Source organism: Vibrio amylolyticus (assembly GCF_023145695.1).
In the GTDB taxonomy this organism is placed as follows: Bacteria; Pseudomonadota; Gammaproteobacteria; order Enterobacterales; family Vibrionaceae; genus Vibrio; species Vibrio amylolyticus.
This window is the reverse complement of the sequence record NZ_JAJHVV010000001.1, coordinates 461104-473578: the sequence shown is the minus strand read 5'-3', so window position 1 is coordinate 473578 and position 12475 is coordinate 461104. Positions and strand designations below refer to the sequence as shown.

Annotated in this window: 10 protein-coding genes; 7 read left to right on the top strand and 3 right to left on the bottom strand. The window is 43.2% G+C overall.

Translation table 11 applies throughout. The annotated features are described in order from the left end of the window. Positions 1-94: 94 nt before the first annotated feature. The gene (gene yfbR, locus KP803_RS02135; protein ID WP_248007179.1) at positions 95-697 is read right to left on the bottom strand and encodes a 5'-deoxynucleotidase; all 603 of its coding nucleotides are present in this window, start codon (positions 695-697) and stop codon (positions 95-97) included. 157 nt (positions 698-854) lie between these two features. Beyond that, entirely contained in the window at positions 855-2069 is a 1215-nt protein-coding gene (locus KP803_RS02130) for a pyridoxal phosphate-dependent aminotransferase (RefSeq protein WP_248007178.1), read from the bottom strand. A gap of 217 nt (positions 2070-2286) precedes the next feature. Between KP803_RS02130 and KP803_RS02125 the strand changes: the two genes are divergently transcribed. From KP803_RS02125 to menE, 6 genes are all read left to right on the top strand, one after another. Then, a complete protein-coding gene (locus KP803_RS02125) occupies positions 2287-3594 on the top strand; it encodes an isochorismate synthase (RefSeq protein WP_248007177.1) in 1308 nt (435 codons plus the stop codon). Continuing rightward, a complete protein-coding gene (menD, locus tag KP803_RS02120; protein WP_248007176.1) occupies positions 3591-5339 on the top strand; it encodes a 2-succinyl-5-enolpyruvyl-6-hydroxy-3-cyclohexene-1-carboxylic-acid synthase in 1749 nt (582 codons plus the stop codon). The genes KP803_RS02125 and menD overlap by 4 nt, the downstream gene beginning before the upstream one ends. Then, positions 5329-6126 (top strand): 2-succinyl-6-hydroxy-2,4-cyclohexadiene-1-carboxylate synthase, encoded by a 798-nt coding sequence (gene menH, locus KP803_RS02115; protein ID WP_248007175.1) that lies wholly within the window; start codon positions 5329-5331, stop codon positions 6124-6126. Before menD ends, menH begins: the two co-directional genes overlap by 11 nt. A gap of 49 nt (positions 6127-6175) precedes the next feature. Continuing rightward, entirely contained in the window at positions 6176-7042 is an 867-nt protein-coding gene (menB, locus tag KP803_RS02110; protein WP_248007174.1) for a 1,4-dihydroxy-2-naphthoyl-CoA synthase, read from the top strand. A gap of 210 nt (positions 7043-7252) precedes the next feature. Continuing rightward, positions 7253-8239: an o-succinylbenzoate synthase gene (menC, locus tag KP803_RS02105; RefSeq protein ID WP_248007173.1), complete on the top strand. Its 987-nt coding sequence runs from the start codon at positions 7253-7255 to the stop codon at positions 8237-8239. Continuing rightward, on the top strand, positions 8239-9669 hold the full coding sequence (gene menE, locus KP803_RS02100; RefSeq protein WP_248007359.1) for an o-succinylbenzoate--CoA ligase: 1431 nt from the start codon (positions 8239-8241) through the stop codon (positions 9667-9669). Before menC ends, menE begins: the two co-directional genes overlap by 1 nt. Before the next feature lie 209 nt (positions 9670-9878). Here the strand turns inward: menE and nagE are convergent, their stop codons facing one another. After that, positions 9879-11348 carry an N-acetylglucosamine-specific PTS transporter subunit IIBC gene (gene nagE / locus KP803_RS02095; protein WP_248007172.1) on the bottom strand — a complete coding sequence of 490 codons (1470 nt, stop codon included), beginning with the start codon at positions 11346-11348 and terminating at the stop codon, positions 9879-9881. A 179-nt stretch (positions 11349-11527) separates the two neighbouring features. Between nagE and KP803_RS02090 the strand changes: the two genes are divergently transcribed. Continuing rightward, a complete protein-coding gene (locus tag KP803_RS02090; RefSeq protein ID WP_248007171.1) occupies positions 11528-12406 on the top strand; it encodes a LysR substrate-binding domain-containing protein in 879 nt (292 codons plus the stop codon). The last annotated feature ends 69 nt before the right edge of the window (positions 12407-12475 follow it).

The following is a 12475-nucleotide window of genomic DNA, read 5'->3' as shown; positions in this document are numbered from 1 at the left end:
AGTAATTTTTGGTCGCTCGTTATTGACACACAACACCTACAAATTTTTAGTTGTTAATCAAAGTGTAGTTAAGCTCGCTTTACAGCGTTCACAATTAGGTGATTTCATCGAGTGACAGCTCAAAACTAGGTGCGAAAGTATTTAAAAAGTATTCCATTTCATCGGTGCTTCGCTCTTTTAGGGTGATATCTAAACGCTTTTTGGCCAGCGCATATTCGTGGTTCCCTGCACTGAGTTCTTCTAGGCATTTTAGATAAGCACAAATCGTGTCGGCTTGTTTAACGACTGCGGCGTCTTCTGGGTGAGCGTCTTGGCTTGTGAGGAAAGGTGCGAAATCTTCCTGGAACTCTTCAGGAAGCATTGAGAGCAGCTTTTTCTCCGCTGCGGCTTCAATCTTTTTATACTCTTTTGCTATTTCTGCGTTGTAATATTTAACAGGGGTAGGGAGGTCGCCGGTAAGCACTTCGCTTGTATCATGATACATGCCCAAAATAGCGATTCGTTCAGGGTTTAGTGTGCCGTTGAACTTTTTGTTTTTTATGACTGCAAGTGCATGAGCCACAAAGCCGACTTGAAGGCTGTGCTCAGAAATGTTCTCTGTCGAAATTGAGCGCATTAAAGGCCAGCGCTGAATCAATTTCATTCGAGCTAAGTGCGCAAAAAAATGGCTCTCTTTTACGGTGGGAGAATCATCCATAACAATAGCTATCCTTGAGTATTACCATTCATTTAAGCATAAGCTAAATAAGAAAAAACAAAAATGGACACCTTCTCATTTTATAAATACCTGTCTTTAAAAGACCGTATCCTTTGTGAGAAAGCATCCATGTATTACGTATCTAGTAAGTCAGTATTTATTGCTTATAAGTCGTTAAGAAGCGTTCAAAACGCCCGATTGCTGTTTCCAAATCTTCGATATGCGGCAAAGTGACGATACGGAAGTGATCGGGTTTAGGCCAGTTAAAGCCGGTACCCTGTACCAGCAATACTTTTTCCTGAATAAGGAAATCAAGGACCATTTTTTGGTCATCTTTAATGTTGTATTTCTTAGTGTCAATTTTAGGGAACAGATACATTGCGCCTTTCGGTTTCACACAAGAAACACCAGGGATTTGGTTGATCAGCTCCCAAGCTCGATCGCGCTGTTCTAGTAGGCGTCCACCCGGTAAAATAAGCTCATTAATACTTTGGTAGCCCCCAAGTGCGGTTTGTATGGCATGCTGCATCGGAACGTTGGCACACAAACGCATCGAGGCAAGCATCTCCAAACCTGAAATATAACCAGCGGCAGTATGCTTTGGACCGGTTAAAAACATCCAACCACCACGGAAACCACAAACGCGGTAAGCTTTCGACAAACCGTTAAAGGTAACAACCAAGACATCTTCTGTTAACGTTGCAATAGAGGTGTGCGTTGCGCCGTCATAAAGCACTTTGTCATAAATTTCATCCGCAAAGATAATGAGTTTATGCTGGCGAGCAATTTCAATGACTTCTAGCAGGAAATCTCGGCTGTATACTGCGCCTGTTGGGTTGTTAGGGTTGATGAGGACGATGCCACGAGTCTTAGGACCGATCTTCTTTTTTATATCGTCAAGATCGGGGTACCAATCGGATTCTTCATCACACATATAGTGAACGGCTTTACCGCCTGATAATGCCACAGAAGCGGTCCATAATGGATAATCAGGCGCGGGTACTAACATTTCATCGCCGTTATTGAGCAGTGCTTGCATCGCCATCACAATAAGCTCAGAAACACCGTTACCGATGTAGACATCTTCTACATCAAGTGAATGTATTCCTTTCTTTTGGTAATGCTGAACGACGGCTTTACGAGCTGGGTAGATCCCTTTTGAGTCACAGTAACCTTGCGAAGTAGGCAGATTACGAATTACATCAACAAGAATTTCATCTGGGGCGTCAAAACCAAAAGGGGCGGGATTACCAATGTTCAGTTTAAGAATTTTATGCCCTTCTTCCTCCATGCGTTTAGCATGTTTGAGTACTGGACCCCTAATGTCGTAGCAGACATTATCGAGTTTTGACGACATCCCGATATTTTGCATTGCGTAATCCCAAAAAATAATTCAATTATATATTTAAAGTATCTCAATTTTGGCTTTGATAGAATTAAAATCTACCATTTATTTATCTGATGATTGATCTTTGTACGTTTGTTATCACAGGAATATGGAAAAAGTGTGTGACAGTCTTGATTTGAAAGGAGTCTATAAATAAAGTAGCCATCTAATAATAGCAATATCATTGATATACGAGGTTGGTTTGTCGCATTTTCATCAAGCTGTTTCTGAACTCATTGAACGTGTAAAGAACGCCAAAGATGGCGAAGTACGTCTAGTTCAAGTTCTTGAAGAAAATCCTAATATTGCTTTTATCGATTGGCTAGAAGCCCAGCCGATATTTCCAAAGTTCTATTGGCAGTCTCGAGATACTCGTGAAGAGGTGGTTGCACTTGGTCAGTTATATACTTTTTCTGACCCTGCACCCGCGTATGCAATCTTAGGTGATGAGCAACGAATTTGGGGTGGCCGTTCTTTTGACGGGAATACAGAGAAAAACCGTCGTTGCATGCCATCATTTTTCTTCTTGCCACAAATTGAATTAATTCGATTTGATGATTCGTACTCACTCGTCGCCAATATTACGATCGATAAACAACGGACATTAGCCTCTTTAAGCAAGCTTCAGTTTGACGTTGCACCTTTATTGCCTCTTTCTTCTCATATAGACCGTGTTGAGCACACTCCGAGTAGCTCGGATTGGCAAAGCTTGGTGGATAAAGTATTAGATGGCATTGCGGTCGGTGATTTTAAAAAAGTGGTATTAGCTCGAAAGACGGTATTACAGCTTGATAAACCGGTATGTGCAGCCCAGCTTCTTAAAGCGAGTTACCAACAAAACCACCATAGTTTTCATTTCCTAATCGCTTTGGATCAGAAACACAGCTTCATGGGGTCAACCCCTGAGAGATTGTATTCACGTTTAGGGCAAGAGCTGCATACTGAAGCGCTGGCGGGAACGATAGGGCGCGGCTTAAATGCTGCTCAAGATATGAAACTGGCGAATTGGTTATCGCAAGATATTAAGAATTTAAACGAAAACCAATATGTCGTTGATGACATCGTTGACCGATTAACACCGCATTCAGAAGAGATCCATGTAGAGCAGGACACGCGGCTTGTTAGGCTGCGTAAAGTTCAGCACTTGAAGAAAAGCATTCGAGCACACCTGAATAAAGGGACCAATGGCGTACAACTGTTAAGCGCGTTGCAACCAACCGCGGCAGTAGCTGGGTTACCACGAAAAGAATCGATTGAATTTATTCGTCAAAATGAACCCTTTGCACGTGGCTGGTATGCGGGCTCTGTTGGGTACGTAAGCCATAAGAAAGCGGAGTTTTGTGTGGCGATTAGAAGTGCGCTAGTGGTGAATGATCAAGTACAACTTTTTGCCGGAGCCGGTATTGTGCCAGGCTCTGATGCCAGTCTTGAGTGGCAAGAGCTGGATAAAAAAATGTCGACTCTCCTTTCTCTCATTTCCGATAGTGCGCCTTTGGGTGTTGCTTCATGATGCCGCATCAAGCGGTGATGAATCGTATTTGGTGTGAGACAGTCTTAGAAGAGCTTACTCGCTTTGGTGTTACTGAGGTGTGCATTGCCCCAGGCTCCCGTTCTACACCTCTGACTCTTGAAGCAGACTTAAATCCAAAGCTAAATATTCATACTCACTTTGATGAGCGTGGATTGGGCTTTTTAGCTTTAGGAATGGCGAAAGCAAGTAAACGACCGGTTGCGATTATTGTCACTTCGGGGACTGCAGTTGCTAATTTACTTCCCGCGATTGCGGAAGCTAAGCTTACTGGTGAAAAGCTGGTGGTGTTAAGTGCAGATCGACCACAACAGTTGGTTGGGTGTGGTGCTAACCAAGCGATAGAGCAACGAGGTCTATTTTCAAATCATGTCACTCGTGAATTAAGTCTTCCAAGCCCGTCTGAGCAAGTTTCCTTAAATTGGTTACTAACAAGTGTTGATGATGTCCTGCATCAGCAAGCTCGAATAGGCTCTGCTGTACATATCAACTGCCCATTTCCAGAACCGCTCTATTCAGATGAAGATAAAACCCTCTTCCAAGATTACCAAGACTCAGTCAATAGGTGGAAAGAGGGAAGCGATTGTTACACTAGGAAGAGCGTCGGCCAGCGTAACCATTTAGCCCATGATGATCTTTTTACTAGGAAGGGGCTTATTGTCATTGGCAGTGTGTGCCGACATGATGCGATTAACGTGTTGGAGTTTGCTGCTAAGCTAGGTTGGCCCGTGTTATGCGACCCACAATCTGGAGTAAGCAGTGACTGGGCGCATTACGACCTTTGGTTGCAAAATCTTGGAGTTTTTCCTCAACACCAAGCTATCCTGAATCAGTGTGACGTCATTTTACAGTTTGGTTCCCGAGTGATCTCTAAGCGATTAAATCAATGGCTAGAGGCACACTTATCTGATTCTCGATGTGACTACTACTTTATTGATCCTAGTGAAGATAGAAATAATCAAGCACACCTAAACCAAATCCACTATGTTGCCCCTATTTCAGATTGGCTACACGCTCAGCTGAACGGCTTGCAGCACAGCCAAGCCGAGATAGAGCCGGTTCATTTGGGTTGGGCGGATGCATTAACGCCGTTATCTCATAACGTGGCACGACAAGCAGACAGGTTTTTGGTTCAGGGTGATCGATTAACAGAGTTAAGCTTGGCTTATTCGTTAGGTTCAATTAATGACTCTATTGAAAAGGATGTATCTCTTTTCTTTGGCAATAGTCTGTTTATTCGCCTAGTTGATATGTTTTCGGCCCTAAACCAACGAGACGTTTATACTAATCGTGGCGCCTCTGGTATTGATGGATTGATCGCAACAGCGAGTGGTGTTCTAAGAGAAACAGAAAGACCATTGCTGATGTTTATTGGTGATACTTCTTTGCTTTATGATCTCAACTCTTTGGCCTTATTAACTCATCAAAAAGTACCGATGGTTATTGTCGTGACAAACAATGACGGTGGTGCAATATTCGATTTACTTCCGGTCCCTGAAGAGCAAAAAAAAGCGCTTTATCAAATGCCACATGGCTATCAATTTGACTATGCCGCTAAACAATTTGGTTTGGCCTACGATAGGCCAACGACTCTTTCTCAATGTGTAGAGAGTGTGACTCGACATCTAACTAAGGGGAGTGGCGCGCTTATTGTGGAAGTACTGACCACCCCAGGCGAAGCGTCCAATCAACTAAAAGAGTTCCAAAAAATCATTCATGCTGCATAGTCGTCACTTCCATCAACCTCATAATCAACAGAAACCAACGCTGGTTTTTCTTCATGGGTTGTTAGGTAGTGGCGAGGATTGGTCGGCAACTCTTGATCGGCTTCACTCATTTTCCTGTATTACCATCGATCTTCCGGGACACGGTCAAAGTGTAGAAATGACGTGCTACGACTTTGATGATTGTTGCGATATGATTTCTAAGGCGCTGATAGCACATTTGCCCAAAGCGCAGCCGATTGTGATTATTGGCTACTCGATGGGGGGGAGAATTGCAATGCATGGCGCAGCAACTTGTCGATTTTCAGCGCTTAACCTTCAAGGCTTAGTGATCGAAGGGGGCAACTTCGGTTTACTCGATGCAGAGAATAAACAGAAGAGACTGTCGAACGATGAAAGGTGGGCAGAACGTTTCATTCATGAGCCAATTGAACAAGTGTTAATCGATTGGTATCAGCAAGGTGTTTTTAGTTCACTAAACCATGAGCAAAAACAACTATTACAACTCAAACGTAGTGCTAATCTTGGTTGCTCTATTGCAAAGGTGTTGCTCGCGACCTCTTTGGCAAAGCAACAGCATTTGCTTGCTGCACTAACAAGACTCGCGATTCCCATGCACTATGTTTGTGGTGAAAAAGACACTAAGTTTAGCCAAATAGCGTTTAAAAGTGGTTTGCGCTACAGCAAGGTTTCAGGGGCTGGGCATAACGTACATCAAGAGTGCCCAGAGCAATTTGCACAAGTGGTTCATCAGTTTGTGAACGGCTTTTATGAAAGAGAAATAGAATAATTTCAGCTCATGTTAGATGAGTATTTAATCAAATAAATGGACATATAAGATGGCAAAAACAGTAGGAATTACCGAAGAAGAGCTTTATGCACCCGTTGATTGGCAAGACTGTACCAATGAGTACGAAGATATCCAATACCATAAGTCGTCAGATGGTATCGCCAAAATTACTATTGCCCGCCCTCAAATACACAATGCGTTTCGCCCACAAACTGTTAAAGAGATGATCGATGCGCTTGCAAATGCACGATACGACGAAAAAGTTGGCGTCATTATTTTAACTGGGCTGGGCGAGAAAGCGTTCTGCTCTGGTGGTGACCAAAGTATCCGTGGCGATTACGGTGGTTACAAAGATGACAGCGGTACGCATCACCTTAACGTACTAGACTTCCAGCGTCAGATTCGTACTTGTCCTAAACCGGTTATCGCTGCGGTAGCGGGTTGGGCCGTGGGCGGTGGTCATGTTCTGCATATGATGTGCGATCTAACCATTGCCGCAGATAATGCACAATTTGGCCAAACTGGTCCGAAAGTCGGTTCATTTGACGGCGGCTGGGGTGCTTCATATATGGCTCGTATTGTTGGTCAAAAGAAAGCACGAGAAATATGGTTCTTGTGTCGATTCTACGATGCACAAGAAGCGCTGGATATGGGATTAGTGAATACTGTGGTTCCTGTTGCCGATCTAGAAAAAGAGGCGATCCGTTGGTCTCGTGAAACGCTACAACATAGCCCAATGGCACTGCGCTGCTTGAAAGCGGCACTGAATGCTGACTGTGATGGTCAAGCGGGCCTTCAAGAACTCGCAGGTAATGCGACCATGATGTTCTATATGACAGAGGAAGGCCAAGAGGGGCGCAATGCCTTTAATGAGAAGCGCCGTCCTGATTTCGATAAGTACCCGCGTAATCCATAGACACTGATTCTTTACTCGGCAAAACAACAGTGATTAGGCGAAATGTATGTAACTGATGAGTGCATTTTGCCTTTTGAGAAAAGAAATCTCAGTATTTAGCGGTCTACTTGATTTGATACCTTGGATTGGCAAGTTTTAGGATGAACTTATTCCCTGATTTGGTGGTCTATGTACTACTCATGATCGCGCATTGCAAAAGCGGAATCTTATATGAAATCAGCTAAACTGTATCGTTATCAGCTACCTATGGATAGCGGTGTTATTTTACGAAATCATAAGCTCACAGAACGTGTTGGCTTTATCGTAGAGCTTACCGAAAATGGTCGAATTGGCCGCAGTGAAATTGCCCCCTTAATTGGCTTTAGTGTTGAAACAACCGAAGAAGCAGGAATTCAAGCTCAGCAACAGCTAGAAATGTGGGTTGCAGGTGATAAGTTTGATTACGATGAACTTTATCCATCGGTCGCATTTGGCTTATCCATGGCTGAATTAGAGCTTTCAGGCGAATTACCTGAAGAAGGTAACTATCGTGCTGCACCTTTGTGCAGTGGCGATCCAGATGAGCTTATTCCCGTACTCAGTGCAATGGAAGGGAAAAAAGTCGCGAAAGTTAAAGTCGGTCTCTACGAGCCGATTCGCGATGGCATGATTGTTAGTCTATTACTTGAATCCGTTCCCGAACTTTCGCTACGTTTAGATGCGAACCGTTCATGGACCTTAGAAAAGGCGCAGAAGTTCGCTTCCTATATTGCCCCCTCGCTACGTCAGCGCATTAATTACTTGGAAGAGCCTTGTATGGTACCGGGAGACAGTTTTTCTTTAGCGATAGACACAGGTATTGCCATCGCCTGGGATGAAACACTTCAACACGCGGTTCAAAAACATGACTTTGCTTTGGAAGATCTTACCGGAGCGAAAGCCATTGTCATTAAACCGACATTAATTGGCTCTGTTCAGCGTTGTATCGGCTTAATTGAAAAAGCAAAAGTGTTGGGTATTCAGGCGGTGATCAGCTCAAGTATTGAGTCAAGTCTAGGTTTAAGTCAGCTCGCACGCTTGTCAAAACGCTACCTACCAGAAGAAGTCCCTGGGCTAGACACGTTAAATCTGTTCCAGTATCAACTCGAAACATCTTGGCCAGAGTCAACGCTGCCAATGCGCTACTTGAGCGAGCAGCAACTTATGTGGCAGTCCTAATGCCGTTAGATAATCTTTTGCTCACGACTCAGTCAGCAATGAAACAGTGGGCTCTTCAGAGCCCATTTTCTTGTGCGCTTATTACCCCTCAACAGAGCTATACATGGCAACAACTTAGTCAGAAAGTAAACGACTACGCGTACCAACTTAAGTTAGCAGGCGTTACTAAGGGCGACGTTGTTACTTTAGTAGGGAAGAACCAGCCAGAGACGCTGTTTGTCTATTTAGCATGTTGTGAGTTAGGCGCGATTGGTGCAATAACAATGCCGCAACCAAGGGCTAAGTTGCAGCAAAAACTAGACTGTTTGTACCAACAAAATCAAACTCGATATTTGTGGTTCTCAGAAGAGACTTGGCAAAGATTCACTGAGCTAGAACAGATTGAAATTCATAAGGACTGTAAGGTTCTCACTCTAGAACATCAGAATGCAGTTTTAGATAGAGAAACCGTAACCAGTATTGATCCCAATACGCTTGCGTCAATCATCTTTACTTCAGGCTCTACAGGGGTCCCTAAAGCCGTAACTCACAATTATAAACAACACTTCGCCTCTGCTGATGGGTTACTACAAGTGTTCAGCTATACGACGGAAGATACCTGGCTACTCAGTTTACCGATGTACCATGTATCAGGAATGGCAATAGTTTATCGCTGGCTATCTGCTGGTGGTCAATTGAAGGTCGGTAGCGGGGATATTAGTTTTGATATACAAGACGTCACACACGCCTCCTTGGTGGCTACCCAGTTAAACCGTCTCATTGATAGTGAGCAGCCACTTACCCTTTCAAGAGTGCTACTAGGTGGCAGTCATATTCCTTCAGTACTTCTAGCTAAATGCGCAAGAAAAGGCATCGACACTTGGGTGGGCTATGGGATGACCGAAACCGCTTCCACGGTGACTGCAAAAAAGGTAAATGAGAATTCAAGTTCGGGTAAGTTATTACCAAACCGTGATCTTAAGATAGTGAATCAACGTATCTTTGTTAGCGGAAAAACGTTGGCGTGTGGGTATTTTTATCAAGGGGAGGTGACGCCTCTGGTTGACGAAAGCGGTTGGTTTGATAGTAAAGATTTAGGCGTTTGGTGTGATGAAGAGCTCACAATTATTGGCCGTGCAGATAATCAATTTATCTCTGGCGGTGAGAACATTCATTGTGAAGAGATTGAAGCGCAATTGAATCAGCACCCCGACATCATTCAGGCCTTTATTGTCCCTGTTAAAGACAGAGAATTTGGGTATCGACCTGTCGCACTGTTAGAAAGCCTTGGCTCTATTAAGTCTCTAAACGTAGAGATATTTTTGCAACAGAGGTTAGAAAAATTTAAATGGCCGAAGGCGTATTACCCTATACCCGCTGAACTTATTAATAAAGGTATGAAAGTCTCGAGAGAAGAGTTAAGGTCATGGTTAGCAGAACAAATCTCGTAATTAATTTCTGTAAATAATCAAAAGGAAGTTAGAAACCTCGGCTACTTTATTGGAGTACTGGAGGGAAGGGTAGGCTTGAGAGAAGGACATTATCTAGCAGATAAAGTGAAGTGCAGAATCGGTGACTAATCGTTCCTGCACTTCGGGGGGCGTGGTGGAGGTGAGGCCACCACAATTTCAAAACGTGTTACTTTTAATTAGGTTGAAGCTTAGTTAGCTAAAACAACTTTCATCTGAGCGGCAACCTTATCGACCTTACCAAGGCCAATGATAACTTGTAGGCCGCCTTTGCCAACTTTCACGACACCTGCAGCGCCAAGCTTTTTAAGCGTATCACTGTCTGCTAAAGAAGAGTCTTTCACTGTTAAGCGTAAGCGAGTAATACAGTTATCCACTTCTAGGATATTCTCTGCACCACCAAGAGCGGCGATGTAATTATCAGTTAGGATGGCTAAACCTTCTTCAGTGTTACCTGATTCAGATTCTGCTTCCATCTCTTCACCGCGACCTGGAGTCGGTAAGTTAAATTTGATGATAGCGAAGCGAAATACTGCGTAGTAAAGTGCGAAGAAAACAAGACCTTGAGGGATTAGCATATACCACTTGTTAGCAAGTGGGTTTTGGCTCGATAGAACAAAGTCTACGAAACCAGCCGAGAAACCAAAGCCAGCCATCCATTCCATGCTTGCAGCAATGTAAAGAGAAATACCCGTTAAAATTGCGTGGAAAAGGAACAGTAGAGGCGCTAAGAACATGAAGCTGAATTCTAGCGGCTCTGTGATACCAGTGAAGAAAGATGCCATTGCAGCGGCAATCATGATTGCGAATACTTGGTTCTTATTTTTAGCATCGGCACAGTGGTACATAGCCAGTGCAGCACCAGGAAGACCAAACATCATGATAGGGAAGAAACCAGCTTGGTACATACCTGTCTTACCCACAATACCAGTACCGTTAGCGATAGATTGCGCACCGCCAAGGAAGTTAGGGATATCGTTAATACCAACAACGTCGAACCAGAATACAGGGTATAAGGCATGATGCATGCCAACCGATAGGAATAGACGGTTGAAGAAACCGAATAGACCAGCGCCTAGCGCGCCCATGCTTTCAAGTTTAATACCGAATGCAATTAAAGCGTCGTAGATTGCAGGCCAGATGTATAGCAATGCAAATGATAAAACCATACCAGCAATAGAGGTGAGGATAGGAACTAAACGCTTACCACTGAAGAAAGCCAGAGCTTGTGGTAGTTCAACATTAGAGTAACGGTTGTAAATCTCAGCTGAAATAATACCGATGATAATACCGATAAATTGGTTACTTATTTTTCCAAACGCATCAGGCACTTCACTTGCGTCGACACCGATCAGTTGTGCCACTGAGCCAGGCGAAAGTAGCGTTGTCACGACTAAGAACATAACAAAGCCAGACAGTGCTGCAGAGCCGTTTTTGTCACGGCTTAGTCCAAATGATACACCAACGGCAAAAAGTACGGCCATATTGTCGATGATTGCTGCACCAGATTTAATTAAAAATGCCGCTAAGATGCTCTCTGAGCCCCAACCGACAGGGTCAAGCCAATAGCCTATGCCCATAAGAATTGCAGCAGCAGGAAGTGTTGCAACTGGAACCATCAGTGCCTTGCCTACTTTTTGCATATATCCAAGAATATTCATGTATGCCCCTAAGTTTTCAATAGATTAGTAATTTTTAATGCGCCAAAACCGATCAAATGTAGTCAATAATTGATGCTGCTTGCACTGTTGTTATCTGGGCGTATTAAAAACTTATTTATCGATGCAAACAAACGAAATGAATAGTAGTATGGATTAAAAAATTTAATGGGTTACGAGTTATGACTAACCATCAATCACTGCTAAGAAATCTGCACACTTTTAATATTGCTGCTCAACAAATGAGCTTTACACTTGCCGCAAAAAAGCTGCATTTAACGCAGGGGGCGATCAGTCACCGAATTAAAGTTTTAGAAGGTGAGCTTGGCTTTAATCTGTTTGTTAGGGGGACACGTAAATTAGTGTTAACGGAAGAGGGGGAAAGGTTTCAAAGAACATTATCAAAGTCACTGAGCACGATTTTTGGTGAAATTGAAGATATTAATAACGCGGATCTCTATGGCCAGATAAATATAGGTACTAGCCCCGCTTTTGCAAGTGACTGGTTGATCCCTCGAATCAACGATTTCAAATTACGTTACCCTAAATTTAATCTCAATATTTTCTCTCAAGAGGAGCAAGACTTTCATAATAATCAATTAGATATCGCTATTTACTATGGTGAAAATGAACTGAAAGATATGTATCGACAACGAATGTTTGGAGAAAAATACATCCCTGTCTGCACTCCTGAATACGCGAAGAAGCATCGAATTTTTGAAGATGGGCTAGATTCGCTGCACAGAATCAATTTTATTCATGCATTAGGCTCGGATGCGTGGCAGCGATGGATTAAGCATTTTAATCTTGATGTGAACCTATTTAACCAGTTTTATTGTGTCAGTCACCGAGAAATGGGCGTTAAATGCGCTTTGAGTGATGTTGGTGTTTCCATGGGGCGCCTTCACTTTGTCAGTGACTATATAAATTCAGGTGAATTGGTGGCACCTTATCCAAGCATGGAGACGGATTTAGGCTATGAATTACTGTGCCCCTTAGGTACAGAGAAAAGACCGAAAGTACGAACTTTCATTCAGTGGATAGAAGGGCAGTTAGATTAACCATTGCTCATTGAATAATCTGGTTAGTTACTTTTGATATTAAATAGTCCAAAACAGAATTTCACACTA

What these genes read in the sequence shown, in the direction of transcription:
- menH (WP_248007175.1), top strand. Translation starts at nt 5,329, where the DNA reads ATGCTGCATAGTCGTCACTTCCATCAACCTCATAATCAACAGAAACCA.
- nagE (WP_248007172.1), bottom strand. Translation starts at nt 11,348, where the DNA reads ATGAATATTCTTGGATATATGCAAAAAGTAGGCAAGGCACTGATGGTT.
- menE (WP_248007359.1), top strand. Translation starts at nt 8,239, where the DNA reads ATGCCGTTAGATAATCTTTTGCTCACGACTCAGTCAGCAATGAAACAG.
- menD (WP_248007176.1), top strand. Translation starts at nt 3,591, where the DNA reads ATGATGCCGCATCAAGCGGTGATGAATCGTATTTGGTGTGAGACAGTC.
- yfbR (WP_248007179.1), bottom strand. Translation starts at nt 697, where the DNA reads ATGGATGATTCTCCCACCGTAAAAGAGAGCCATTTTTTTGCGCACTTA.
- menC (WP_248007173.1), top strand. Translation starts at nt 7,253, where the DNA reads ATGAAATCAGCTAAACTGTATCGTTATCAGCTACCTATGGATAGCGGT.
- KP803_RS02130 (WP_248007178.1), bottom strand. Translation starts at nt 2,069, where the DNA reads ATGCAAAATATCGGGATGTCGTCAAAACTCGATAATGTCTGCTACGAC.
- KP803_RS02090 (WP_248007171.1), top strand. Translation starts at nt 11,528, where the DNA reads ATGACTAACCATCAATCACTGCTAAGAAATCTGCACACTTTTAATATT.
- menB (WP_248007174.1), top strand. Translation starts at nt 6,176, where the DNA reads ATGGCAAAAACAGTAGGAATTACCGAAGAAGAGCTTTATGCACCCGTT.